The 25,418-nt window shown below is 56.2% G+C and carries 21 protein-coding genes and 1 tRNA gene; 8 read left to right on the top strand and 14 right to left on the bottom strand.

Annotated elements, in window-relative coordinates:
• Positions 1–34 precede the first annotated feature (34 nt).
• Positions 35–670, bottom strand: a complete 636-nt coding sequence (locus ASE07_RS25700) for a cysteine hydrolase family protein (RefSeq protein ID WP_057293655.1) — start codon at positions 668–670, stop codon at positions 35–37.
• A gap of 162 nt (positions 671–832) precedes the next feature.
• On the opposite strand from ASE07_RS25700, the gene ASE07_RS25695 reads away from it, so the two are divergent.
• Positions 833–1,804 carry a GlxA family transcriptional regulator gene (locus ASE07_RS25695; RefSeq protein WP_442946135.1) on the top strand — a complete coding sequence of 324 codons (972 nt, stop codon included), beginning with the start codon at positions 833–835 and terminating at the stop codon, positions 1,802–1,804.
• A gap of 120 nt (positions 1,805–1,924) precedes the next feature.
• Here the strand turns inward: ASE07_RS25695 and ASE07_RS25690 are convergent.
• The 5 genes from ASE07_RS25690 to ASE07_RS25665 all read right to left on the bottom strand — a co-directional run bounded on the left by ASE07_RS25690 (position 1,925) and on the right by ASE07_RS25665 (position 7,427).
• Positions 1,925–2,020 (bottom strand) — tRNA-Sec (locus ASE07_RS25690).
• A 51-nt stretch (positions 2,021–2,071) separates the two neighbouring features.
• Positions 2,072–3,970, bottom strand: a complete 1,899-nt coding sequence (gene selB, locus ASE07_RS25685) for a selenocysteine-specific translation elongation factor (protein WP_057293653.1) — start codon at positions 3,968–3,970, stop codon at positions 2,072–2,074.
• Positions 3,967–5,445: an L-seryl-tRNA(Sec) selenium transferase gene (gene selA / locus ASE07_RS25680; RefSeq protein ID WP_057293652.1), complete on the bottom strand. Its 1,479-nt coding sequence runs from the start codon at positions 5,443–5,445 to the stop codon at positions 3,967–3,969. Before selA ends, selB begins: the two co-directional genes overlap by 4 nt.
• Before the next feature lie 24 nt (positions 5,446–5,469).
• Positions 5,470–5,994, bottom strand: a complete 525-nt coding sequence (locus ASE07_RS30560; RefSeq protein ID WP_327196075.1) for a UGSC family (seleno)protein — start codon at positions 5,992–5,994, stop codon at positions 5,470–5,472.
• The gene (locus tag ASE07_RS25665) at positions 5,991–7,427 is read right to left on the bottom strand and encodes a thioredoxin family protein (RefSeq protein ID WP_200961022.1); all 1,437 of its coding nucleotides are present in this window, start codon (positions 7,425–7,427) and stop codon (positions 5,991–5,993) included. Before ASE07_RS25665 ends, ASE07_RS30560 begins: the two co-directional genes overlap by 4 nt.
• A 336-nt stretch (positions 7,428–7,763) precedes the next feature.
• Here ASE07_RS25665 and ASE07_RS25660 point away from each other — a divergent pair, with 336 nt between their 5' ends.
• Together ASE07_RS25660 and ASE07_RS25650 are read left to right on the top strand one after the other, a co-directional pair.
• A complete protein-coding gene (locus ASE07_RS25660) occupies positions 7,764–8,066 on the top strand; it encodes a hypothetical protein (RefSeq protein WP_057293649.1) in 303 nt (100 codons plus the stop codon).
• 589 nt (positions 8,067–8,655) lie between these two features.
• Entirely contained in the window at positions 8,656–9,015 is a 360-nt protein-coding gene (locus ASE07_RS25650; RefSeq protein ID WP_057293647.1) for a DUF4148 domain-containing protein, read from the top strand.
• 71 nt (positions 9,016–9,086) lie between these two features.
• On the opposite strand, the gene ASE07_RS25645 is transcribed toward ASE07_RS25650, so the two are convergent.
• Positions 9,087–10,100 (bottom strand): SDR family oxidoreductase, encoded by a 1,014-nt coding sequence (locus tag ASE07_RS25645; protein WP_057293646.1) that lies wholly within the window; start codon positions 10,098–10,100, stop codon positions 9,087–9,089.
• A 151-nt stretch (positions 10,101–10,251) separates the two neighbouring features.
• Positions 10,252–11,142: a LysR family transcriptional regulator gene (locus tag ASE07_RS25640; RefSeq protein ID WP_162256957.1), complete on the bottom strand. Its 891-nt coding sequence runs from the start codon at positions 11,140–11,142 to the stop codon at positions 10,252–10,254.
• A gap of 85 nt (positions 11,143–11,227) precedes the next feature.
• Between ASE07_RS25640 and ASE07_RS25635 the strand changes: the two genes are divergently transcribed.
• The 4 genes from ASE07_RS25635 to acuI all read left to right on the top strand — a co-directional run bounded on the left by ASE07_RS25635 (position 11,228) and on the right by acuI (position 15,722).
• Entirely contained in the window at positions 11,228–12,442 is a 1,215-nt protein-coding gene (locus tag ASE07_RS25635; RefSeq protein WP_057293644.1) for a CaiB/BaiF CoA transferase family protein, read from the top strand.
• Positions 12,443–12,551: 109 nt separating this feature from the next.
• Entirely contained in the window at positions 12,552–13,490 is a 939-nt protein-coding gene (locus tag ASE07_RS25630; RefSeq protein ID WP_162256956.1) for a Bug family tripartite tricarboxylate transporter substrate binding protein, read from the top strand.
• 41 nt (positions 13,491–13,531) lie between these two features.
• On the top strand, positions 13,532–14,677 hold the full coding sequence (locus ASE07_RS25625; protein WP_057293642.1) for a CaiB/BaiF CoA transferase family protein: 1,146 nt from the start codon (positions 13,532–13,534) through the stop codon (positions 14,675–14,677).
• 40 nt (positions 14,678–14,717) lie between these two features.
• Entirely contained in the window at positions 14,718–15,722 is a 1,005-nt protein-coding gene (gene acuI, locus ASE07_RS25620) for an acrylyl-CoA reductase (NADPH) (RefSeq protein ID WP_442946134.1), read from the top strand.
• A gap of 107 nt (positions 15,723–15,829) precedes the next feature.
• Here acuI and ASE07_RS25615 read toward each other — a convergent pair whose 3' ends face one another.
• Positions 15,830–17,161 (bottom strand): hemolysin family protein, encoded by a 1,332-nt coding sequence (locus tag ASE07_RS25615; RefSeq protein WP_200961026.1) that lies wholly within the window; start codon positions 17,159–17,161, stop codon positions 15,830–15,832.
• 272 nt (positions 17,162–17,433) lie between these two features.
• Here ASE07_RS25615 and ASE07_RS25610 point away from each other — a divergent pair, with 272 nt between their 5' ends.
• A complete protein-coding gene (locus tag ASE07_RS25610) occupies positions 17,434–18,051 on the top strand; it encodes an exopolysaccharide biosynthesis protein (RefSeq protein WP_057293639.1) in 618 nt (205 codons plus the stop codon).
• A 219-nt stretch (positions 18,052–18,270) separates the two neighbouring features.
• Here ASE07_RS25610 and ASE07_RS30555 read toward each other — a convergent pair whose 3' ends face one another.
• From ASE07_RS30555 to kdgD, 5 genes are all read right to left on the bottom strand, one after another.
• Positions 18,271–19,809 (bottom strand): methyl-accepting chemotaxis protein, encoded by a 1,539-nt coding sequence (locus ASE07_RS30555; protein ID WP_057293638.1) that lies wholly within the window; start codon positions 19,807–19,809, stop codon positions 18,271–18,273.
• 302 nt (positions 19,810–20,111) lie between these two features.
• Positions 20,112–21,578 (bottom strand): aldehyde dehydrogenase (NADP(+)), encoded by a 1,467-nt coding sequence (locus ASE07_RS25595; protein ID WP_268793474.1) that lies wholly within the window; start codon positions 21,576–21,578, stop codon positions 20,112–20,114.
• Between the two features lie 102 nt (positions 21,579–21,680).
• The gene (gene gudD / locus ASE07_RS25590) at positions 21,681–23,036 is read right to left on the bottom strand and encodes a glucarate dehydratase (RefSeq protein WP_057293636.1); all 1,356 of its coding nucleotides are present in this window, start codon (positions 23,034–23,036) and stop codon (positions 21,681–21,683) included.
• Positions 23,037–23,100: 64 nt separating this feature from the next.
• The gene (locus tag ASE07_RS25585; RefSeq protein ID WP_057293635.1) at positions 23,101–24,063 is read right to left on the bottom strand and encodes a Bug family tripartite tricarboxylate transporter substrate binding protein; all 963 of its coding nucleotides are present in this window, start codon (positions 24,061–24,063) and stop codon (positions 23,101–23,103) included.
• 41 nt (positions 24,064–24,104) lie between these two features.
• Positions 24,105–25,016: a 5-dehydro-4-deoxyglucarate dehydratase gene (gene kdgD / locus ASE07_RS25580; protein ID WP_057293634.1), complete on the bottom strand. Its 912-nt coding sequence runs from the start codon at positions 25,014–25,016 to the stop codon at positions 24,105–24,107.
• Positions 25,017–25,418: the final 402 nt, after the last annotated feature.

Raw genomic sequence — 25,418 nt, 5'->3', positions numbered from 1 at the left:
AACGTTCAGAAGGCGAGCGCCGGACTGCTCAGGATCAGGCAGCTTCTTTAGTGGCAACTGCCCGCTGGTTAGACAGATAGACGTTGTCCGGCTCGAGTGCCCGGCCTTCCTTTACCGCCGCAATCCAGTTCCTGGTAGGTGTAACGGCAGCAAAGTTGGAATGGAACACGGTGCAGAATACGCGGTGAATTTCTTCTGCGCTGGCTTTGCCCGCCGCGTTCTCATAGGGGAGCGAGCCGGTCGCATCTTCCAGGACTTCCACCTTTAATCCGGCGTGAGAAGCATGGAAAATCGTCGCAGCATCACAGTTATGCGTCATGTAGCCAACAACTGTGAGCGTATCGATGCCCTTGGCTGAAAGCCACTCCGCCAGATCGGTTCCGGTAAAGGCACTTGCCATCGTCTTATTGATGTGATGGTCGGCCGGCCGGTTTGCAACTTCTGCATGGAGTTGCCAGCCATGCGAGCCGTTGGCAAATACCGGCGCGCCCTCCGGCAAGTCGTGTTGAACCACAATGACGGGCACACCCGCAGCACGCGCAGCGTCCATGGCAAGTCCGATATTGTTAAGGGAAGTCGCCGTTGGTGGATACTCAATCTTTAAGCTACCAGTGAAGTATTCGTTTTGCACATCGATAACGAGCAGTGCGCGCCGGGGGGATGTTGACATAGTGCTCTCCTGATAGAAATATTAAAATATTGAAATCGCATCGGGACGTTTGCTTTCCGATAGTTGACATTCTCGACTTATTGCACATCGAGCGACAGTGGCCCAAAGGCCATTGTTCGATATAATCGGGCCATGCCTCGTTCAAACTTACTATCCAGACCGATCAAGATTGGCGTCATCGCATTTGACGGCATTACCCCATTCCATCTTTCGGTGCCATCGTTGGTGTTTAACAATGTCCATACCACCCCGGCGATGCCGGTATTCAATGTCATTGTTTGTGCCATCGACAAGGGGCCGATACGGACGTCGGCGGGCTTCAACATTGCGATTGAAAACGACCTCTCGGTATTAACGACGGCTGACATCGTCATCATGCCGTCATGGCACGATGACTGCCGCGAAACGCCGCTCGCACTGCTTGACGCTCTGCGCCGCGCATACAAGCGCGGAGCCCGCATGGTTGGCCTGTGCCTGGGCTCATTTCCTTTGGCGGAAGCTGGCCTTCTGGATGGCAAAACCGCAACGACCCATTGGGCAGCGGCTGACGTACTCGCAAAGCGCTTTCCGAACGTGAAAGTTGATTGCGATGTTCTGTATGTGGCGCAAGAAGATGTCATCACCTCTGCCGGAGTTGCCGCAGGCCTAGACTGCTGTCTGCACTTGCTACGCGAGGCATGTGGCGCCGAGATGGCTAACAGAGTGGCGAGGAAACTTGTCATTGCACCGCATCGCCAGGGCGGACAGGCACAGTTCATCGAAAGGCCCGTCCCTGTTACACACAGCGATAATCGTTTTTCCCAAGTTCTGGAGTGGGTCACTCAGCATTTGGAGAAGGAACACAGCATTGATTCGCTCGCCGAACGGGCTGCCATGAGCCGTCGAAACTTCACCCGGCATTTCAGACAGGCGACTGGAGCCTCGTTTAAACAGTGGTTATTAGGCCAACGGTTAGCGCATGCGCAGCGAATGCTTGAAAGCGGCGATGCGTCTATTGAAATAGTGGCTCAGAAGGCGGGTTTTGGTACGTCCTTCTCATTGCGACAGCATTTCAGAGCTGCGTTTCGCACTTCGCCCTCAGCCTATCGTGCCTTGTATCGCCCACATATCGCAGACGACATAAGGTTGGAATGAATGTACCTGCCATATGACGGCACACGATGTGCGATCTCGTTAGGGAATTCGTGAAACCGAAGAAGGTATTGCGCGACATTGTGAGAAGAAAAAATAACAAACCTTTTCCAACGGGTCTTATGGCGGAAGGGAGTGGGAGTCGAACCCACCAGACACGCCGTGCGCATCTCGCCGAATTTGAAGTCCGGGCGCTCCACCAGGATACGATTCCCTTCCGTTTTATGTTGCGACGCCCAATATTACCTCTTCACGCGCTATCCTGCGCTCTCAGGAAACCACCCTGCGTCTGCCTCCACCAAAACGCGTGATATGCATTTCATCCATGAACTCCAGCACTTCAATAGTCAGATTACGCCCAATCCCCGAACGGTCGCGAAACGATGCTGCATCGAACGACCCGCTTTTCGATTCCGCGGTCAATTGTGTCGCAATACCTGCCAGGCGTTCCAGCGTTTCAGGCAGAAAGTACCGGTTCTTCGCAACGCGTACCAGATGCCCAAGACGGCTTGCGCGTTCGAGGAAATCGACAAGCATGTTTTGACTCATATCGAGTTGCCGCGCAAGGTCGCCGACGATTGGAGGGCGTAATCCTGTGCTGCTTAACACGGCATTTACCTGATCAAGCAGCGCAGTATCCTCCGCGGACAGCACGGCTTGATGGGTTTTAAGACGAAGGCTCACGCCCTGTTTAACGACAATGCCATCATCGCACAAGGACTTGCAAACCGCGCGCCACGCAGATGGCAACCTGTGCAATTGCAGTCGTGCCGCCAGCGCGGCTTCAGTCGGTCCAATCGAAGAGGGATCATCGCGATGCCAGTCGCTCAACGCCAGCGTGATGCGTTCACGCATCCATGCCCAGCGATCTGCAGCGATCCCGATCAGATCGCCGGCATCCTGAAAACGGATCATGGCACGTCTTTCAAACAGGGGCGACTGCTCATCTGGCGTCAGGTTCCATGCTTGCGAAAACGCCTGCAACGGCACGCCATCCGGGCTGATTGCAAGCAAGGCATGGAGTGCTTTTTCTGGCGTTGTGCTTTCCATTGCCATCAACTGCGCCAGGCGTTCGGGCTTCGCACGGCCTCGACGTGCGCCGAATGGATCGACAATCCGCCCCCCGCCAATGGTTTGCCGCGCCGACTGGTCCCGCAAGACAAACCGGTCCCCGTGCAATGCCGGAATCGCACGATCAAGCACAAGCTGCGCAAGTCCCGCCTGTCCCGATTTGATTTCACGCGAATCCAGCGGCGCGACACGGGCATTCACTACCGTGGCACCGATATGCAAGTGCACAGGCGTCCAATGTGCGAGCGACGATGTCTGCGACGCGTGAACGATAAGGCGAACGTCAATACGTTCGGTCGGTGCATGGGCATGCGGGGAAACAATCCAGTCGCCGCGTTCAACTGCAACACGCTTGAGCCCGCTTCCCGCAAGATTGAGCGAGCAGCGTCGTCCTGCAAGCGCGGTATCCGACGGCCGGTTGTGCTGATGGATGCCGCGTATACGTAGCGTCTCACCCTGCGGAGAAACGATGACTTCATCTCCGACACGTGCGGCACCCGAGGCGACCGCACCTGTGACAATCAAGCCTGCGCCGGGCAGCGTAAAACACCGGTCAACCGCCATCCGAAAATTCCCTGCAATGGCCGTTTCAGGCATCTCTCTGGCGCGAGAGGCCAGATGAGCCCGCAGCGCCTGCACACCGCCGCCCGTAGTCGCAGTCAATGGGAAGACAGATGCGCCTTGCAGTGGCGTGCCTGCCAACAGGGTTGCGAGTTGCGCTGCGACTTCATGGACTCGCTCAGCAGGCACGCGATCAATCTTCGTCAGTGCCACTGCCCCTCGCTGTATGCCAAGAAGTTGCAGGATCGCCAGGTGCTCGTAAGTCTGCGGCATCGGACCATCATCGGCGGCGACAACCAGAAGTGCAAAGTCAATCGCAGCGACACCGGCAAGCATGTTGCGAACAAAGCGTTCATGTCCGGGCACGTCGACAAACGCCAGCGGTTCGTCACAACCGAGGTCGGCATAGGCATACCCCGGTTCAATGGTCATTCCGCGCTGTTTCTCTTCCTTGAGACGGTCGGTATCAATCCCTGTCAATGCCTTGACCAGCGTCGTCTTGCCATGGTCGACGTGACCTGCGGTGGCGATAATCACGTTGCCGGTGCGCCGTCAAAGAGCGCGATGAAATCCAACTCGGCTTCAAGGCAGCGCAAGTCCAGCAGGAAGCCGCCGTTCGCAATGCGGCCGACGACCGGTACTGGCAGCGAACGGAATGCACTGGCGATCTCGTCCAGCAGCCGGCCTGCGCGTCGTCTTTCACCGGAAGGTTTAATGCGCAATCCAAAACTTGGCAATAGATTCATCGGTAATGAGCCACTGCCTATCTGACTATCGAGCGGTACCACGTCCACGTCACCATACGCACCAGCCCAACGGGCAACGGCAGGCTGCACCCTGCGCGCGAGTGCTTCAATATCATTTGCGGGCCGTGCGAGCAGACGAAGAGTCGGTAGCCGCTGCACCAGGCGGTCCGGGTCGGCATACAGCCGGAGAACCGCCTCCAGCGCGGCAATCGTCATCTTGTCGCAGCGCATGGCGCGCTTCATTGGATTCTTCTTGATGCGCGCAATCAGATCGGCTCGCCCAACGATGATGCCGGCCTGTGGTCCGCCAAGCAGCTTGTCGCCACTGAACGTTACCAGATGAGCGCCCTTCTCCAGTGTCTCGGCCGGGGTCGGCTCGTTTGGCAAGCCGAACCGCGTCATGTCCACCAGGGTGCCGCTGCCAAGGTCGACGGCAAACGGCAGTCCCCCGGCAGTAGCCACATCGGCGATCAATGCCTCATCCACCGCAGCGGTGAAACCTTCGATCCGGTAATTGCTGGTGTGCGCTTTCATCAGCAACGCGGTTTTGTTGCTGACCGCTTCGGTGTAGTCGCGCAGATGGGTCCGGTTGGTCGTCCCTACTTCATGCAGTTTGCACCCTGCGCGCGTCATGATGTCCGGCAAGCGGAATGCGCCGCCGATTTCGACCAGTTCACCGCGGGATACGATGACTTCCTTGCGCAAAGCCAGCGTATTCAGCAATAGCAATACCGCCGCTGCGTTGTTGTTGACCACGGTCGCGGCTTCCGCACCGGTAAACCGGCACAACCATGATTCAATATGGTCGTCGCGGTCGCCGCGCGCTCCGGTGCCAAGGTCGTATTCCAGGTTGGATGCGCCCGATGCGGCCGCGACCATTGCCTCGATCGCTTCCGGTGGAAGCGGCGCGCGGCCGAGATTGGTATGGAGGACGGTCCCGGTCAGGTTGTAGACTTTGCGCAATGACGGCGAGAGGAAAGTTGCCACCCTGTGCGCCACACCCTCCACGATGGCTTCGTCACTGATGCCGCTGATGCCGCTGATGTCACTGATGTCACTGATGTTACTGATGTTACTGATGGCATGGGCGTTTGACGCCGTGCCGCCATTGTCATGGCGTTCACGCTGCGCGGCGAGTTCCGCGCGTATACCTTCTACCACCACAGTGCGGCCGTGTGCCGTGATCAGCGTTTCGATGAGTGGCCAGTTAAGAATCCGATCCACCGATGGCAGGCGGAACCGGGGTGCAGAGTCGGCGGCCGTCACGTGACGCCTCCTCTGCGATTGGTTTTACTTTCCGGCGATGCCGCGCAATATCTGCTCAAGAGCCTGATCTGCAAGGGTACGCAGCTCCTCGTCAGTCCGGTCCTGGATCGGATGGCGAACGAATACCATTGCCGGGTCGAACCCGAGCACTTTGGACTGCAATGCAGCCGCTTGTTGAAACTCCGTGGATGCAATCGCTACTCCGGGAATGCCTCGACCTTCGAGGTCTGCAATGTCATGCATACAGCACGACGTGCAAGACCCTCAGTCGGCCAGGCCTTCAATAACAACGTTGCATTCCGCAGCGATCTGCTGCTTGAGCGCAGTCGGCGCCACACGCGTAAACGTCGGCTTGCGATACCGCCTGACGGCGATGCCGCGTGCCGCAAACTGTTCATCGAGACGGTCAAGGAACACATTGCCGCGCGCCTTGGAGATATCGAGAATGCCAACAGTTAGTCCTTCGAGACTGTCCGGCCGCGCAAGTAGCGGACGCACGGCCGGGGCGCGTTCCGCGGTGGGATCGAGCAGGATGGTGGGTTCTTTCATGAAAGAATCTCCTTGGTGACAGGTGTGGAGCCGACAGGGCCGGATGCGGCCCAGCCGGCAATGACAGCCGAGAATAAACCGGCGGTGCCGCCAGCGCGGACGATCAGCAGACCGCCCGGCCGGAATTTCGAAACGGTGGTACCCGCGAGCGCAGCAGGCAATCCTTCTGCAATGCCGCCCGCGCCCGCAATCATGTCATCGGCAGGCAAGCTCAGCAGTTGCTCCAGTTCCTCACGTAGCCGGGCTTTTGACCAACCGGCTTCAATGAACACGCGGCAATGCTCCGGCGAGACGACGAGCACCGCGTCTCCGGCCATGGCAAGTTTCGGGTGATCCACCGCGCACAGGGAAAGCGCAAAGCTGCGGGCCAACGATTCAGGCGTGCGCGATTTCTGGTCGACGATACCTTGCACTCCTTCGCCAGCGAAGAGCGTGACGGTCGATGCACCGGCTGGAAAGCCGCGTTCGACCGACAAGGATTCCCATGCAGGGTCTTCGGCTTCCGCAAAGCAGAAGGTGTATTTGCCGGGCGTGCCGAGCGTCGCGCGGTCGATTTCGCCGGGACGTCCGCCACCGACGTTACGGATCACCAGTTGCAATGCGCGCCCGATCGTGGCGTTGGCGCGGTTGCCCTGACCGAGGGCATTGACGCCGGAATTCATGCCAATGGCTTTCGCGACAGGACCGTTCACGATGATCATCGGGCCGGCGAACATCGTGGTGCACAGGATGCCGTGCATGGCGAACTCGTCAACGAGCACGGCTTCCACTGCCGCCAATACGACCGGCAGGTATTCCGGCTTGCATCCGGCCATCACTGCATTGATCGCCACCTTTTCAACGGTACATTCCGCCAGATCAGGCGGGATCATGCCAATGACATCATCCGGCTTGCGCGTGGTGCCTGCCAGCATGCGCAGAACGCGTTCGCGCGTCGGTGGAACGACTGGCAAGCCATCGGTCCATCCGCGCTCATAGCAGGTCTCGATCAGGTCTTCCGACGCGGCGATCTCAACCGGCCGGGAGGTGAAGCCGGGATTGCCGTAACGCACAACAAGCGACTCCGCGATACCCGGTTCCAGCGTCTTTGAACCACAGCCGGGGCGCAATACCGGCAAGCCCTCACCAAGTGTGGCGTTGCCGGCAAGACGTTGCCAGTCATCGCGATGCCAGCCATAGGTGCGGTCCACCTCGACACCGTTCTCGATACGGATGAGGGTCGGTACGACTTCTACCTTCAGGCGGAAAGAGTGTTCAAGCGTCTCGTCGTAGACCACGTTGGGGACGCCATGCGCAAAGTCGTCCGTGTCCTGCACGTAAACAGTCAGCGGGAGCGCTGAATCGGCAAGGAGGGGCAACAGCGGCTCTACCAGCGCGCATGTCGGGCACTCGCGCTTTGCTACGACAATTAATCCCTCTGGTATGGTCATCATTAGTCGCTTCTTTATCTTCTCTATATTGTCTAGCGCAGGCGTGGAAAGCGGAAAATGCTAAATATACTATCGCAGATGCCGAAAATCTGTTTTGTTGCATTGCGGATTGGTGGTTAAACCGAAATGACCTTAAGCTTCTTTCAATGACCGTTTTAGATATGGCGCGGTGCGGCTTTTCTGGGACGCGGCGACCTGGGCAGACGTTCCTGATACCATCACCGTTTCGCCCTCGTCACCGGCCCCGGACCGATATCAATTACCGAAGCGCTTGCTTTCTCATAAAGTTCAGATAACCATGTTCTTGTGCTGTCCAGATCTGAACCGAAGGAGGAGGCAATGTCACTGTCGACTTTGAATTCGTGGGGAATTCTGGCCACCGTGCTTGGCTTGGTACTCTTTGCTCTGCCAGTCATTATTTATTACTTACGCGCACCGTATAAGCCCGAACCAGGAAGCATACTCGTATTGTTGTTGGCGCTTGCTTGTGTTGAGCTCATTGTATTTACCTTCGCAAACGCCCTTTTTTCGTTCGAGGCCGGGGCATGGTTCGCAGGCATTATCTGGGCAGGAGCGTGCATCTGTGGCTGGGTGACGCCTGCCTTGGCACGTGCAAAAGCTGGCCGGGGATATCTCGATTAATTCAGCTTCCTTGTTCGAGCCTGAGTCTCAGCATGATGAGTTCATATCTTCCAACGTCGGCGCGGTATAGATTGCATCGCGGCACTTACCTTCAACGAAAAATTTCACGACAAGAAAGAGCGCCGCAAGCAGCACGGTTGAGGTAACCAGCAATAGGCCAGCCAAGACAGTATCCACAATGCATCCCTTAATTAACTCTCAACACTACCAGCGCCTACCTGAGTTCTTTGGATGACGTGCGCCAGTGTGAGACTGCAGCGTTAACACCTCGCCTGATGTGCGTTGACGCGGCAAGAATACAAGTGTTTGTTTTCAGTGGCGGCTGTCTTGAACTGTGTCCGGCCGCAGCCGACACTTGGAGACTGGCGTTTTCCTTACGAGATCGAAGCGCCACACGCAGGCTCCGATAAATCGTTTATTTTCAATGCGTTGCGCGAATAGCGGCAAATCTTCTTCCAACTGGCACAGCTCGTGCTGAATGTCCCGCGAGTCCGACCACTGCTCATAGACCATCGGGCTCTATCTAGCCATGCATCGCGCCTGCCCTCAACTAAGGCTGGCCTGTTAACCTTTTATCTGGAGAATGAATATGAACTTCCGCAAACTGTTTGCTTCCGTCGCCATCCTAAGCGCCACCGGCTCCGCTCTCGCACAACAAAGCAATTACCCCTTTGTTGAGTTCAGTGGCTTCCAATCGTCCAAGACGCGCGCAGAAGTCATGGAGGAATTAAAAGCCAGCAAGGCAAGCGGCGACTATGTCGTCGGCAGCAGTGAGTACGTCGCGCCTGACCTTCATTTCAAGTCGACCAAAAGCCGTGCCGAAGTGCTTGCGGAATTGGAGCAAGCTAAAGCCGACGGCACCTACGCACGACAAGACTTCGACACACAGTATCCGGGAAGTCCAAGCTATGCCAGCGCCAGTGAACGGCTTGCAAGCTCAGGTGAATAAGCCACGGCAGCTACACGCCTGGTAAAGCGCCGCTTCCACAGGACGCTTTACCGCGCGCATCCTGATTCAGGCTACGCACTTCCCGTCACGCCACCCATCACCGGCAGCACCACGCCAGTGATATAGCCGGCGCAGACGGGTGATGCCAGAAACACGTAGGCAGGCGATAGCTCCTCCGGTTGCGCAGGTCTTTTCATATCGGTAGACCCTCCAAATTGCGGCACCTGGCCGACCGGTTGGTCAGCAGGATTCAATGGTGTCCACACCGGACCGGGGGCGACGGCATTGACGCGGATGCCTCGTGAAATCACATTGGTCGCAAGTGCCTTGGTAAAGGAATGAATGCCACCTTTGGTCATTGAATAGTCGAGCAGCATCTTGTGCCCGAAAATGCCAGTCTCGGATCCGCTGTTGATAATCGATGATCCAGATCGCATATGAGGAAGCGCTGCCTTGGCCATGTAGAAATAACCATAAAGGTTGGTCTTCATGGTCAGGTCAAAGTGCTCATCCGTAATTTCTTCCAGCGCCATTGCATGCTCCTGAAACGCCGCGTTATTCACCAGGACATCGAGCTTGCCAAAGGTATCAACAGTCTGCTTGACCGCGTCCTTGCAGAATGCAGAATCCCTAACATCGCCGGGTAGCAGCAGGCATCGCCGTCCTTCTTTCTCGATGCATCGCCGCGTCTCTTCAGCATCATCATGTTCATTCAGATAGACGATCGCGACGTCCGCGCCTTCACGCGCGTAGAGCACAGCGACGGCGCGCCCTATTCCTGAATCACCGCCGGTAACGATTGCCACCATGTCCTGTAATTTGCCGCTGCCTTTATAATCCGGCGCCATGAATTGCGGTCGCGGGGAAAGCTCCGACTCGATGCCCGGTTTCTGAAGGTGCAAGGCCGGGAAAGGCGGGGCGGGTTGGACACGCGCTCCTGCCTGTACCGCGCCTTCATTCTGTGACTGCTGCTGCCTTTGCGAATCCATGGCATCCGTTTCTTGCTGGATTTTGCGTTGCTTTGCGACCGCGTCGATCACACCGTTATTTTCAGTGTTGTCGCTGTCTTTGCCTTTTGAGTTCATCTCGATGTTGACTCCGTGCAGGTTATCTACGGCTATGCCGGCTTGTTAACCTCATAGGTAAGCTTTGAATCGAAAGGTTCCGCCTGCGCACGGGTCTGGCATTTTTCCTTTTTATGATGAAGATATTGGCCGTAGCGTACTAGGGAAGCTTTCAGGCGTGGGCAGCAACATCGCGCACCATATGGGCAACCACGCGTGCGGCCCTCGTCACCGGCCGCTGTGTCGACGGCAGAAGCCACGCTTTCTGCTGCAGGGAAGGCTTGACCAACCGTGCAATAACATATTCGTTATTCGCATAATCCCGTTGGGCGGTAAAAACAGGAAGCACCGTACATAATCTGGCATGCTGCACTGCATCGCGGATCAAAGCACCCGTACCAGCCTCAAGCACAATTTGCAACGCGAAATTTTGTCGTAATGCAATATCGGCTAAAGCGGAGACAAGCATGTTCGGTTTTGGCGGCAGTACAAGCGGCATGTCACGCAAGAGACTGAACGGCACTTCAGTACCCAGTTCCGGCACGAGTTCACGCGGTGCAACGAGTGCAACACCAGACTGCTTAAGCAGATCAGCCCCCTTAATCGACCCACGCCCGTAGCTATTAAATATCCCGAGCTCGATTTTTCCGTTCGCCAACCATTCTTCGACCTGCCCGCTGTAACCTTCCAGCGCGCGTAGCCGTATTCCAGGGAATTCTTTGCGCAGGCGTGCACAAAGCTCACTGATGAGGGGACGCGACATACCAGGTACGACGCCGATTTCGACGGTGCCCGAAGGACTGTCGCGCTCCCCTTGTGCGTCGCGCACCAGCGTCTCGGTCTCGCCAAGGATGATTTGTATGCGCGGCAGCAACCGCTTGCCCAGCTCTGTCAACAGCATTCCACGGCCGGTGCGATAGAACAGCCGTCCGCCGAGTTCGTCTTCAAGTCCGGAAATCTGTCGGCTTAATGCAGACTGGTTTTCGCCTAATACCGCTGAGGCTCGCGTGAGGCTTCCATTTTCTGCGATGTCACAAAAGGCGCGTAACACACGATAGTCCACGTTGCCTCCGATATGCGAAATGTGCAAAGCTGGTTTATGCGCTTTGATGATACCGCATCCGGCCATTGCGGACTATATTGGTCACATGAACACATCTACCTCCTCCAATGCCGGACCATTGGCTGGTCTTCGGATCGTTGACCTTTCCACTGTCGTGGCAGGTCCTTTCGCAGCAGGTCTGCTCGCAGACTATGGCGCCGACGTCATCAAGATTGAGGTTCCCGATGCGGGTGATGCGCTCCGAGCCCTGGCTCCGCATAAAAATGGTGTGCCACTGTGGTGGAAAGTCACGAATCGGAACAAGAAAGGCGTCACCCTGGATTTACATCGGGAAGAAGCGCGTCCTCTGCTGGCGGAACTCATCCGCGACCGCGACGTACTGGTCGAAAACTTCAGGCCTGGCACACTGGCACGGTGGGGCATCACTAAAGAGTGGCTTCATTCGATCAATCCCCGGTTGACGATCTTGCGCGTAACAGGGTTCGGCCAGGACGGCCCTTACGCCAACAAGCCCGGCTTTGCGCGCGTATTCGAATCCATGAGCGGCTTCACGCAGATATGCGGCGAAGAAAACGGACCTCCGCTGCATCTCGGCTATCCCATCTCTGATGCCGTAGGTGGTCTGTTCGGCGCCATCGGGGTCCTTGCTGCGTTATACCGGCTTCAGGCTAATCCGGCGGAAGCTGGACAGGAGATCGATTGTTCAGTCACTGAAGCCATGCTACGTGTCCTGGAGTTTTTGCCGATTGAATACGATCAACTCGGCAGTATCCGCTCCCGTTCGGGCAACCGCAGCCAATACGCCGCTCCGGGCAACGTGTACCGCACTTCAGACGGACGCTGGGCTTCCATCGCCACGTCGACGCAGAGTATCTTCGTTCGGTTTTGCACGGCGCTCAATCTGGAACATCTTGTTGCGGACCCGCGTTTTGCAACGAACAGGGTCCGAGTGGAGCACCGCGACGCACTTGACGATCTGGTCGCACAGGCTATTGGCGAGCTGACGTTGACTGAGCTTGGCGAACGTTTGGATCGCAATGAAGTCGGCTTTTCACCGATCTACGATATCGCAGACGTATTTGCTGATCCTCATTTCAAGGCCAGGCAAACGCTGGTCAAGGTGCCGGATAACGAGTTGGGCGAGGTCACCATGCAAAACATCGTACCCCGTTTCTCGGAAACGCCCGGCGTTGTACGGATTGCAGGGCCCGCTCTCGGTGAGCACAATCGGGAAGTCTGGGGCGAGTGCGGCCTGACCGAAGACGAAATTGTTCGCCTTCAGGAAAAGAAGGTCATTTAGCGTGGAAGCAGTATATGGAAAAACAAGGCAAAGACCTTGAAGGGAACCTTACATTTCGGCGTATTACCAGGAGACACGGATGATGAAAGCGATACTTAGATTACTGGTTATGGCAGTTGCCCTTTTTGCCCTGGGCGCTAATGCACAAAACAGTTCCTCCGGGACGACCAGGATCCTGGTTGGTTTCCCGCCGGGCCAAGCCACCGACCTGGTAGCGAGACTGGTCGCCGAGCGTCTTACCATCGCGCTTGGACACCCGGTGATCGTGGAAAATCGTCCTGGTCAGGGAGGCAGCATAGCCCTTGCTCAGTTGGCCAAGTCACCACCGGATGGCAGTGTGCTATCACTCTCTGCACTCGCCGCTTATGTCGTGAACCCCTACCTCTACAAGAACGTCGCTTATGACAGTGTAAAAGACTTCGCTCCGATTGGCGTCGTCGCTGACCTGCCCATGTTGATGGTTGTCCATCCATCGGTACCGGCAAATTCATTGAAAGAACTCATCGCCTACGCAAAAGAAAACCCGGGCAAGCTTGCCTACGGTTCATCGGGCAATGGCACGCTTTCACATCTGCTCATGGAAGATTTCAAACAGCGTGCCGGATTGCAGATCCTGCATGCTCCGTATCCTGGCAGTGCCAAGGCAATGGTCGATCTGATGGGTGGCCTGGTGCAAGTCGGCCTGGATACCGTGGCCGTCACACAGGCACATATCAAAACCGGCAAATTACGCTTGATTGCAGCGGGCACGCCTAAGCCACCCCTTGCATTCCCTAACGCTCAGACGATCGCTCAGCAAGGCTTCGAGGGTTTCGAAGCAGCACCCTGGATTGCATTATCCGCACCAGCCGGCACCCCCCTCGAAATTCGTACCAGGATCAACGAAGCATTGGTCAAGGCGATACAGTCTCCTGAATTTACTGAAAAACTGGTGAGTCTTGGCGCGGTTCCCCGGCCAAGCAGCATTAACGAATTCGGCGAGCTGCTGCAAAGTGAACAAGCGCGCTGGAAGAAAATCGTTGAAAAGTCGGGTGTGCGGGTCGATTGAATCAACCCTGCTTAATGCGATAGAAAAAACTTGGAGACCGCATGGGACCACTTGCCGGAGTACGCGTACTTGAATTTGAGGCAGTCGGGCCGGCACCGTTTTCCGGCATGATGCTCTCGGATATGGGCGCTGACGTACTGCTGGTTGACCGGCCTACCGATCCACGTGAAGGCATCGGACGCGACAGGTGGTTCGATGTCATGTTGCGTGGCAGACGGTCTGTTACGCTTGATCTGAAGTCCAGAGCCGGAATGGAAGCCGCCTTGCTACTGGCGGACAAAGCCGATGTTCTTGTCGAAGGTTTTCGGCCAGGTGTGATGGAACGACTCGGACTTGGGCCCGATGTGCTTTTGCGAAGAAATCCGAAACTGATATACAGCCGTGTCACCGGATGGGGCCAGGAGGGACCACTTGCAGCCACCGCCGGACACGACATCAATTATCTTGCGTTAACCGGTGTGCTCCATGCGATCGGCCGTAAAGGTGACGCCCCCGTGCCGCCACTTAACCTTGTCGGTGATTTTGGCGGGGGCGGAATGCTGCAGGCGTTTGGCATCGTCTGTGCACTGCTGGAAGCCCGTGCATCCGGTCGTGGCCAGGTTATCGACACGGCGATGACCGATGGGGCATCGCTGCTGGCTTCGATGTTATTCGGTATGCAGGCCGCAGGCCGGTGGCAAGAGGAAAGAGGTTGCAACGTGCTCGATTCCGGCGCGCCCTGGTATGACTGCTATGAAACCAGCGACAGTAAATTTGTTGCCGTAGGTGCCATCGAGCCAAAGTTTTACCGCGAACTCATTGACAAGCTTGGCCTCACGAATGAATCCTTACCTGCACAACGTGACAGGGAACATTGGCCAGTCCTTCGCAAACGTTTTGCAGAAATATTCCGCACAAAGACGCGCGACGAATGGAGCACGCTCTTTGCTGGCTCCGACGCCTGCGTTACCCCGGTGCTCACTTTTACCGAGGCTCGACAGCACCCGCACAACCTGGCCCGGCAAGCGTACGTGACAGTCGGGAAAGTTGAGCAGCCGACGCCGGCACCCAGAATGCGGGGTACTCCACAGCAGGTAAGAGGAGCGCCGCCAGAGCGAGGTGATCAAGGACAGTCTGCCCTGACTGACTGGGGATTCACACCAGCGGAGGTCGAGCAGCTACAGGCACTTGGACTGGCATACAATTGATGAATCCAATGGACTTGAAAAACCGACAATGAGGTAATTGATAATGTTCAATGCAATCTATCTGACGCAAAGCGATGATGGAAAAACGCAAGCCGCCCTCCGTGAATTCAATGACGACGTCTTGCCTCGCTACGAGAGCGGCAATGTCATCGTCGACGTTCATTATTCGACCATAAACTTCAAGGACGGTCTGGCCATTACCGGGCGGTCTCCCGTCGTAAGAAGCTTTCCAATAGTGCCCGGCATCGACCTCTGTGGTGTTGTTGCAGAAAGCGACGATCCGGAATGGAAGGTTGGCGATAAGGTCATCGTCAATGGCTGGGAAATCGGTGAACGATACTGGGGTGGTTTGTCGCAGCGCGCCCGTGTACGGGGCGACTGGCTAATACGCCTTCCTGCCGGATTAACGCCGTGGGACGCCATGGCGATCGGCACCGCAGGCTACACCGCGATGCTGTGCGTGCGTGGACTTGAAAAGAATGGCGTGGCGCCCGATTCAGGGCCGGTGCTGGTTACCGGTGCATCTGGCGGCGTCGGATCGATTGCCATTTCGATTCTTGCCAAACTGGGATACAAGGTGACTGCCTCCACTGGTCGCCTGTCCGAATCAGACTACCTGCGGGAACTTGGCGCTGCCCACATCATTGATCGGTCAAGCCTGTCTTCTCCGGGAAAGCCTCTGCAAAAAGAACGATGGGCGGGTGTAGTCGACACTGTCGGCTCACATACGCTCGCCAACGCATGCGCGAGCACACAATATGGCGGTACCGTTACTGCCTGCGGCCTGGCACAAGGCATGGATCTTCCCTTGACGGTCGCACCGTTCATTTTGCGCGGCGTGAAGCTGATTGGCATCAACAGTGTTCTGATTTCGCGTGCCGAAAGAGAAGATGCCTGGGAACGGCTTGCAAAGGATCTGAAACCTCAAGCAATCGCCGCGATGTCGCGCACGGTAGCGCTCCCGGAAGTTTTCGACGTGGCGCGCGACATCCTTGATGGAAAAATCAGGGGACGTGTGGTCGTCGATGTCCAAAGAGCCATGTGAGCCTCTGCGCGGATAGCCGTTATCGAATGCCAGCTATCCGCGCTCCCTTTATGTAGCGCAAAGATATGCGTTTCGCAAGTCGTCCTTCACGCAGAAGCCCTTGGATCTCAATCCGCTTTGGCACCTTTTTGTAGTTGACCTGACGCAGGATGCGACACTAACAGTCTGTCGATACGCTGACGGTCCATGTCGACCACTTCAAAGCGCAAGTTCTCCCATTCGAAATGCTCGGAAGCATGCGGGATGTGGCCGAACTGCGTCAGTACAAAGCCAGCGAGCGTGTGATACGTACCCGCAGCTTCTTCAGGAAAGCGCACATCAGTGTTTAATAATTCCCTGAAGCGGTCGAGCGAGACACCACCGTCGACAAGCCACGATCCATCTTCGCGCTGTATGGCATCGGCTTCATGGCCGTCATCGTCAACCACGGAGACGTCACCGACCAGTGCACCCATCACGTCGCTCAAGGTCACCATGCCGCCGATCTCGCCATATTCGTCGACAACCATCGCCAGCTCGGCACGATTCTTTTTCAACGTTTCCAGCAGGGCCATTCCGCTGACTGATTCAGGCACGTAGAGAGCAGGCTTTATTGCATGCGCAATATCAACGCTGGAAATCGACTTTCCACGAATTGCCTGCTCAAACAGGTCCCCGGCGTGAACAATCCCGATGATTTTGGAACGGTCGCCCCGGCAAACTGGGAAGCGGCTAAAGGGACTGTCCGCAATCTTTCCGAGGTTTTGTTCGACAGGGTCATCCAGGTCAATAAATTCGAGGTCGGTACGTGGCGTCATGAGTGCGCCAAGACGCTGATCATCCAGGCGAAGAGCGCGCGTGACAATGTCATGCTCTGTCTTTTCGAAGACACCGGCATGCGTTCCTTCCTTGATCAGTCCGGTAATTTCTTCTTCCGTCATCGCGACTTCTTTGTGCTTGTGCAAGCCGAGCAGACGCATGATGGCCTCGGTAGCTACCGACAGGATCTTCACAAAGGGCGAAACTATCCGCGATAACAATTGCATTGGCGTCGCAATCACTGTCGCGACGGTTTCCGGATATTGCATCGCGATTCGCTTCGGTACCAGTTCGCCTAAGACAATCGACGCAAACGTAATCCCAACAACGACAATGCCCAGCGCAATTTCACGTGCATATTCTGCTAGCAGGAGGACGCTGGCGATCTGGGGCGTCAGGCGCGCAACCAGGGAAGCCTCGCCGAAGGCACCGTTAAAAATACCGATGAGTGTGATACCGACTTGGACGGTAGAGAGGAAACGGCTTGGGTTATCAGCGAGCTGGAGTGCCGCTCTTGCCCCACGACTCCCGTTTTCGGAGAGCTTTTCGAGCCGCATTCTTTTCGAAGAAACAACAGCCAGCTCAGACATGGCAAAAATGCCATTTAATATAATCAAACCAAGGATAATTAATATATCCACTACGACAGAACGACACGGTTTCCCGTCGGTTCTTGTTGTTGAAGGACGGGTATTGTATATCGATTCGTGGCACAAACTGAAAGTATGCCCATTGGCTGGCAGAACCTGAAGGTCGAACAGGCTTGCTTATCAAGCTGCCTTATTTGCGAAACTGCAAAATAAGGAACAACCAAATACACCAAACTAACCATGCATATTGCGGCCACAATGGTGCGTAAGCATTTTAAGAAGGATTCGACTGCGCTTACTAAAACAGTCAAATTCCAAAAATAATGGAACCTTTAACTACTAAAATCCAGGACGTCGTTGAAAAACTGCCGCCTGATGGCGTGACACTTCGAGAGATCGTATCTTTGGTGGGCCAGGATGGCCTCATGATCTTGATTGCATTCCTGTCACTGATTTTTATCATTCCAGTTTCCGTTCCAGGCGTAAGTACAGTATTTGGAGCGGCCATCTTAATGATGTCGATAAGTCGGCTTTTTAATCGCGATTTATGGCTACCTGCGTCATTTCAAAACCGTATTATTTCGACTGAAAAGTTGCTACCGGTGTTTCGTCAAGCACTCACATGGCTGCGCCGTCTCGAAACGGTGAGTCGACCACACCGAATGAAATCTTTGGCGTCAAATGGATTGATGGGGCTGCTGAATAATCTTTCCTTGATACTGGGCGCAATACTTCTCATGGCGCCGTTCGGCCTGATTCCATTGAGTAATACGCTACCGGCTCTGGCCCTTCTCTTTTTTGCGGTAGGGATCGTGCAGCGTGATGGGGTGTGTATTTTATTGGGCCATGCCGGTAACGTATGTACCATCGTCTATTTTTCTATTCTTATAGGAGGCGGTGGTCTGGCTTTTCGACAAGCCTGGCTCTATTACTTTGGATAGGAAGTTTTTTGAAATGTTTCCGGTTGCAGGGCGCCGGTAACAGACAGTGATGTTAAAGGTCGCCGCAGAGTAAAGCGCTCGATTCGGTCCAAGTTCGTCTACCAAACGCTACTTGCTGCGACCACACTGTTTTCGCTAAGTGCTTGTTCTTAAGTGCTTGTTCTTAAGTGCTTGTTCTTAAGTCCTTGTTCTTAAGTCCTTGTTCTTAAGTCCTTGTTCTTAAGTGCTTGTCTTAAAAACGCCGACCGCTGCAGCCAACTGGCTCGCTCTTTCTTCCATCGTCGACGCTGCAGTAGCAGCCTCGCTGACAAGTGCCGCGTTTTCCTGTGTCGCCTGGTCCATCTGGATAACTGCCTTGTTAACGCCTTCAATTCCTGAACGCTGTTCTTCGCTGGCAGCGAGGATCTCCGACATCATGTCCGTTATCTTTTTCACACTGCTGACAACCTCCTCCATCGTAGCCCCGGCCTGATTGACAAGTTCGCTTCCCACGTCGACCTTGGTGACTGAATCGCCAATGAGGTCCTTGATCTCTTTGGCTGCTGAAGCCGAGCGTTGCGCCAGGTTTCTCACTTCGGCTGCCACTACGGCAAATCCGCGACCCTGTTCGCCTGCCCTGGCAGCCTCAACCGCGGCATTCAAAGCCAGGATGTTGGTCTGAAAGGCAATCCCATCGATCACACTAATGATGTCGACAATTTTGCGTGAGCTTTCTTTAATGGAGGTCATGGTCTGGACCACCTCTCCCACGACTTCGCCACCACGCAGGGCTACTGAAGACGCCGATTGCACAAGCTGATTGGCCTGCTGCGCATTTTCCGCATTCTGATGCACCGTGGCCGTCAATTCTTCCATGGCGGACGCCGTTTCTTCCAGTGAGGCTGCCTGGGACTCCGTGCGTGCCGATAGATCGATATTGTCCGCCGCGAGCTGTTGCGATGCGCTACCAATGATTTCGGTGGTGCTCCGCACGTTTGCAATAATGCTATTGAGACTTGCATTCATTTTGCCCAGCGCACTGAACAACTGGCCAATCTCGTCCACGTGATTGTCATCAACGCTCGACGTTAAGTTACCACTGGCGACCGTCTCAGCAAGCGCCACCGCATTGTTTAGCGGTCCTGTAATGCTTCGCGTAATGCGCCAGGAAATCGCAGCTCCCAAGGCAACCGCCATCACGGTCAGGCTAAGCAGGATAGCCATGAGTATCTCGTCGGAGGCTTCCGAATCTATGATCACTCTTTTTTCGGCCGCCTGTTCCATCTTGAGCAATTTATCGATCGCGCCAACCGATTTCAGATTCATCGGATCAATGTATTTGGTGATCACCGACGCCGCACCTTCGGAATTCATATTCTGTGCTTGAGCGATGGCCACCTTGTACTGAGGTGCGATACTTTCCTCAATCTTGTCCAATTCGGCGAGGATCGCTTTTTCAGCATCGTTCAAAGGCATGCCAAGGAGTCGTTTACGTGCTTCTGCATATAACCGGTTTTGTTCATCCACCTTGGCCTTCTGCATGTCGACTGTCGATATGTCAAGCATGTTGCGCATCGCAACACCGCCTTGAAGTAATGCACTTTTCATATCCGAAACCAGCTCGCCTTTAAGGTTGGCAAGCTCCAGGCCGTCTTTTAATGCACGTTTGTTCTGGTTGACGAGAGCCGTGCTGATTGCTACGACCAGAATCAATAGTGCAAGCACCAGAGCAAAACCTCCAGCCAAGCGTGTTCCTATACGCATAGAGCGCAAATTCATTCATATCCCCTTTTGACCACCACTACACTCTGCCTGATTTTATTCTGGCAGCGATCCCATGCCGCGTTCCTCGTTTCCTTTGCGATCCGTCAGCCCGTTTATCTTATACTGTTGCCGTAAGGAAAGGTAGTGTTTGCTAGTCATCAGTGCGTCGCCTTTAAGCTCGTTCTCCTCGGAGATTTGCATTTTTAACCATATAAATCCGCTTGATCTGTTACACCCTCTACAGGCAATGCAGGCCATCACCATGACTGGAGCCCCGGTGCTTGTGCACCGGGCAGAACGCATGGATGGGCCAATATTTACAGCGGTACGCCGCTGCGGTCAGCCAGCCAGGCCGGCGGCTCTTGCAATGCGACCGGACGCAGGAAACGGTGCATCGCCATCAAACCGACCGAAGTGGTCTGTGGCTGGGTGGACGACGGGAACGGCCCACCGTGATGTTGCGCACGTGTAACGGCAACCCCGGTCGGTACGCCGGAAAACAACACGCGGCCGGCAATCCTGATCGCTGCGCGCACGATGCTTTGCGTATCGGCGTCGTTCTTGTCCGCACCCCACACAGTGACGGTCAAGCTGCCGCCAACTGCAGAGAGCACCTGGAGCAATTGCGCGGTCGATTTCACCCGCACGACGACGCAGGAGGGGCCGAAGATTTCATCCCGCAATTCAGGGTCCCGCAGGAAGGCTTCAGTATCCAGTGACACCAGGTTTGGCACCGGATGACGGTCTGCATTCTGTTCACCCGTCGTCATGCGTTTCGACGCGGCATGCCGGTTCAGGCGCGCGACGCCGTCGTCGAAAGCTTTCCGGATACCAGGCGATAGCATGGCGTGGGTGTTCTGGCTATCCATCGCTGCGGCAAGCTGGTTCACGAACGCATTGGTGACGGCATCGTCATAGGCGATCAGAATGCCAGGGCTGGTGCAGAACTGGCCGCAGCCCTGCGCGATCGATGCTGCCAAATTCTTCGCGAGTTCAGCGCCCTGTTTCTCAAGCGCCGCCGGCAAGGCAATGATGGGATTGGTCGAGCCCAGTTCGCCGTAAAAAGGAATCGGCTTCGGACGCGCGTTGATCTCCTTCTGCAGCGCCATGCCGCCGATAACGGAACCGGTAAATGCAACCGCTGCGATGTCCTGATGGCGCACGAGATAAACACCCACCTCGCGCGATGCGCCGCTTACCATCAACAGCACACCAGCCGGTGCGCCGGCACGCTGCGCCGCGACCTTGGCCATGTCGAAAACGGCATTCGACAGACGTGGATGTGCCGGATGCGCCTTGACGACAACCGGACAACCTGCCGCAAGGGCCGATGCAGTATCCCCGCCGAGAACTGAAAAGGCGAAAGGAAAATTGCTGGCCGAGAACATCGCGACTGGTCCGAGCGGCACATTGACCCGCATCAGGCGCGGGTGGCCGGCCGGCGGCCCGCCGGGCACCGCTGCATCGTCGATGACGGCAAACGCTTCGCCGTTATCGACCGCATCCGCAAAGCTACGCAGCTGGAAGGCGGTGCGATCGAGTTCGCCATTCAGGCGTGCGGCGCCGAGAAAACTTTCCTCATTGGCGATCGCGACCAGACGCTCGCGGTCGGCTTCGAGCGCCGATGCCAGTTCGCGCAGCAACGCGCTGCGTTCGGCGGCGCTGGAGCTCGCCCATTGATCGTTGGCTTCGACAGCGGAACGTACCGCCGCGTCAATCTGCGCAGGTGTCGATTCCTGCAGTGTCATGGAGTAGTTCTGGGTCATGGCATTCTGCTTATGAATACGTAAGAATGGAGCGTCCCGGACGGGCCGGGACGAGATTGAAAAACCTTGGTGTGTGTAATACCGGTGCTACGGCACAACGCCGCTCACCTGATGCATTCTTCAGCGCACCATGCAAGGCTTTTTGTTGTCGAACTTCCAGTTTGGGATCAGATATTGCATCGCGATTGCATCATCACGCGCGCCGAGGCCCTTTGCCTTGTAAAGCTGATGTGCCCGTTCAAGCTGATCCATGTCGAGTTCGATTCCCAACCCCGGCTGCTTCGGCACATCTACCATACCCCCCACGATCTGCAGCGGTTCGCGCGTCAGGCGCTGACCGTCCTGCCAGATCCAGTGCGTATCAATCGCGGTGATCTTGCCCGGTGCTGCGGCGGCGACGTGCGTGAACATCGCCAGCGAAATGTCGAAGTGATTGTTCGAATGCGATCCCCAGGTAAGGCCCCATTCATTGCACATCTGTGCCACCCGTACTGAACCCTGCATGGTCCAGAAATGCGGGTCGGCCAGAGGAATGTCAACCGATTGCAGCTGGATGGCATGGCCCATTTCGCGCCAGTCTGTAGCAACCATATTGGTAGCGGTCGGCAGGCCGGTCGCGCGACGGAATTCCGCCATCACTTCGCGTCCGGAAAATCCGTTTTCAGCGCCACAGGGATCTTCCGCATAGGCAAGCACCTTGTGCTTGTCCCGGCAAAGACGAATCGCATCCTTGAGCAGCCAGCCGCCATTCGGGTCGAGCGTGACGCGGGCATCCGGGAAACGTTCGGCCAGCGCGGTGACAGCCTCCATCTCGTCTTCACCGCGCAGGACGCCGCCCTTGAGCTTGAAGTCGTTGAAACCGTAACGTTCATACGCTGCTTCGGCCAGGCGCACGATTGCGTCCGGCGTCATTGCCTTTTCATGGCGCAGGCGGAACCAGTCGTTGTCGGCATTGGGATCGCTGTCGTATTCCAGATCAGTTACCCTGCGGTCACCGACATAGAACAGGTAACCTAGCATCTCGACCTTGTCGCGCTGCTGGCCTTCACCGAGCAGTGCGGCGACCGACACACCGAGGTGCTTGCCGAGCAGGTCCAGCAGGGCGGCTTCAAGCGCGGTGACCGCATGGATGGTGATGCGCAAGTCGAAAGTCTGCAATCCGCGGCCGCCGGCATCACGCTCGGCGAAAGCCTTGCGCACGGCATTGAGGATGTTGTGGTAGTGACCGATCGGTTGACCGACGACATAGGCGGCGGCGTCTTCGAGGGTCTGGCGGATGCGTTCACCGCCGGGCACTTCTCCGACCCCGGTATTACCGGCGCTGTCGGTAAGGATGACGATATTGCGTGTGAAGTAAGGGCCGTGGGCGCCACTCAGGTTGAGCAGCATGCTGTCGTGGCCGGCGACCGGTACGACGCGCAAGGCGGTCACGACCGGCGTGCCGCGCACAGCTTGCGAGGTGCTTGATGCAGACATGGTGTTATCCAGGAGAATGAATAGTAGAGGCCGGGCACCGGTAAGTGGTCCCGGCCAAATCGGTTTAGTCGAGCTGGATGTTGCCGACTTCGATCACGCGCTTCCAGCGTGCGAGTTCCTGTTGCTGGAACCTGGCGAATTCTTCGGGAGAATTGGCGACGATTTCAAAGCCTTGCTCGACCAGGCGGTTCTTCACTTCCGGATCGTTCAGCGCGCCGACGAGCGCGCCGTGCAGCTTGGCCTTGACATCCTTCGGCAAGCCCTTTGGCGCCGCTGCAGCCTGCCAGGAGTAGACATCAACCTCCTTCACGCCGCCCTCTTCCAGGGTTGGCACCTGCGGCAGTATCGGAGCACGCTTGTCGCTCGTGATCGCCAGTGCTTTCAGCTTGCCGGTCTTGATGTGACTCACTACGACGTTGATATTCTGGAAGGAGACATCAACGTGACCGCCGATCAGATCAGTGATCGCCGGTGCGCCGCCCTTATAGGGAACATGCAGGCCGGCGGTGCCGGTTTTCTGCCAGAACAAGGCTGCGGTCAGGTGGTCCGAGGAACCGGAACCGGAGGACGCGAACGTCACCTTGTTCGGATTCTTCTTCAGGTAAGCAATAAGTTCCTGCAGATTGTTGGCCGGGAAGTTGGGTGTCGCGACCAGAACATTAGGCGCGCGTACTGCGACGGTCAGCAGGTCGAAGTCCTTGGCCGGGTCATACGCCAATTTTTTTTGAAGGAAAGGATTAACCGCATAGACGCCGATGGAGGCCATCAGGAAGGTATAACCATCCGGTGCTGCATTCTTGACTAAACCTGCGCCGATTGCCCCGGTAGCCCCAGGCTTGTTTTCAACGACGATCGATTGACCGAGTGTCTGGCCCATCTTGGGCCCGATCGCGCGAGTGATCGAATCAGTTGAGCCTCCGGCGGGAAATGGCACAACAGCGGTGATCGGTTTTTCCGGATAGCCTGTGGCCGATGCCGTGGCACTGAAAGCAAGGCCGATGAGCAGAACAGAAAGCAGCTTCTTCATGATGTCTCCTGATATTTTGTCTACGGTTTTTGATGAAGGGATTATTGCGGGCCAAGCTTGGCCATCAGCGCACGCAACTCTTCGACTTCGGCAGGCTTGAGGTCTGACAGCGGCGGACGAACCGGACCTGCGCTATGGCCAATGATGGTGGCGCCGGCCTTGACGATGCTCACCGCATAGCCCTGACCGCGATTGCGCAGCTCCAGGTAGGGCAGAAAGAAGTCGCGGATCAGGCGATTGGTGGTCTCGGTATCGTCTGCGGCATGCGCGTTGTAGAACTCGATCGCAGTCTTCGGAATGAAGTTGAAGACGGCTGAAGAATAGACCGGGCAACCCATCGCCTTGTAGGCGCCGGCAAACACTTCCGCCGTCGGAAGCCCGCCGAGGTAGGCGAAACGATCGCCGAGTTGCTGGCGGATCGACACCATCGCTTCGATATCACCCACGCCATCCTTGAAGCCAATCAGGTTCGGGCAGCGGTCAGCCAGCTGCAGCAGCGACTTCGGGGTCAGGCGGCACGCACCGCGATTGTAGACAATGACACCGAACTTGACGCTGCGGCAAACCGCTTCGACATGGGCGACGAGACCTTCCTGGCTGGCTTCCGTCAAATAATGCGGCAGCAGCAGCACGCCCTGTGCGCCAAGGCGCTCGGCTTCCTGTGCGTACTTGATCGCCAGCGTAGTACCGCCGCCGGCGCCAGCGATGATAGGCATGCGGCCACGGCAAGTTTCGATGGCGGTCTTGACAACAGCAGAATACTCACCAGGCTCGAGCGAAAAGAATTCACCAGTGCCGCCGGCTGCGAATAGTGCGGATGCACCATAAGGCATCAGCCATTCAAGACGCTCGACATAAGGGCCCGGATTGAACTGGAGGTTTGCATCGAAATCGGTCAGGGGGAAAGACAGGAGACCGCTTTCGAGGACTCGTTTCAGCTCTTGAGCTTGCATGACTTACCTTTCTAAAGAAAATGATGGCGCGCTCTGCGTCGGTTCAGCATTACAGCAATGCAATGATACCGCTACCAATTGAAGATGAGGCGAATGGTAGCGGTACCCAATAGACTTGTCAATGCGCTTTTAAGTGAACTACGTATAAGCTCCGCCAAGTGCGGACGACCGTGGACAATAGGTAATAATCTGTCGGCTAGCCATAGCGGTGTAAATATGGAAGCGATTATGCCAAATCTGACAATGGTACCGCGACCATTTTGATGGTTACGGTAGTTTACCCATTATTTAATTGCTTAGCCGCATGGTCCAGCAAAGGTCCCTATGCCGGCTCTCTGCCCTGCAGACTACTGCCGTGAATTGCTGTAAGGCACTCACCGTGCATGCACGAAAGGTCGGAAT

The organism is Noviherbaspirillum sp. Root189 (assembly GCF_001428545.1).
Lineage (GTDB): Bacteria > Pseudomonadota > Gammaproteobacteria > Burkholderiales > Burkholderiaceae_D > Noviherbaspirillum.
This window is presented reverse-complemented; position numbering and strand designations above follow the sequence as displayed.

Bases quoted from the DNA above. Each gene is read 5' to 3' on its own strand.
- ASE07_RS25700 (WP_057293655.1), bottom strand. From the start codon at position 670: ATGTCAACATCCCCCCGGCGCGCACTGCTCGTTATCGATGTGCAAAAC.
- ASE07_RS25665 (WP_200961022.1), bottom strand. From the start codon at position 7,427: ATGATGACCATACCAGAGGGATTAATTGTCGTAGCAAAGCGCGAGTGC.
- ASE07_RS25660 (WP_057293649.1), top strand. From the start codon at position 7,764: ATGTCACTGTCGACTTTGAATTCGTGGGGAATTCTGGCCACCGTGCTT.
- ASE07_RS25650 (WP_057293647.1), top strand. From the start codon at position 8,656: ATGAACTTCCGCAAACTGTTTGCTTCCGTCGCCATCCTAAGCGCCACC.
- ASE07_RS25645 (WP_057293646.1), bottom strand. From the start codon at position 10,100: ATGAACTCAAAAGGCAAAGACAGCGACAACACTGAAAATAACGGTGTG.
- ASE07_RS25635 (WP_057293644.1), top strand. From the start codon at position 11,228: ATGAACACATCTACCTCCTCCAATGCCGGACCATTGGCTGGTCTTCGG.
- ASE07_RS25630 (WP_162256956.1), top strand. From the start codon at position 12,552: ATGGCAGTTGCCCTTTTTGCCCTGGGCGCTAATGCACAAAACAGTTCC.
- ASE07_RS25625 (WP_057293642.1), top strand. From the start codon at position 13,532: ATGGGACCACTTGCCGGAGTACGCGTACTTGAATTTGAGGCAGTCGGG.
- ASE07_RS25610 (WP_057293639.1), top strand. From the start codon at position 17,434: ATGGAACCTTTAACTACTAAAATCCAGGACGTCGTTGAAAAACTGCCG.
- ASE07_RS30555 (WP_057293638.1), bottom strand. From the start codon at position 19,809: ATGAATTTGCGCTCTATGCGTATAGGAACACGCTTGGCTGGAGGTTTT.
- gudD (WP_057293636.1), bottom strand. From the start codon at position 23,036: ATGTCTGCATCAAGCACCTCGCAAGCTGTGCGCGGCACGCCGGTCGTG.
- ASE07_RS25585 (WP_057293635.1), bottom strand. From the start codon at position 24,063: ATGAAGAAGCTGCTTTCTGTTCTGCTCATCGGCCTTGCTTTCAGTGCC.
- kdgD (WP_057293634.1), bottom strand. From the start codon at position 25,016: ATGCAAGCTCAAGAGCTGAAACGAGTCCTCGAAAGCGGTCTCCTGTCT.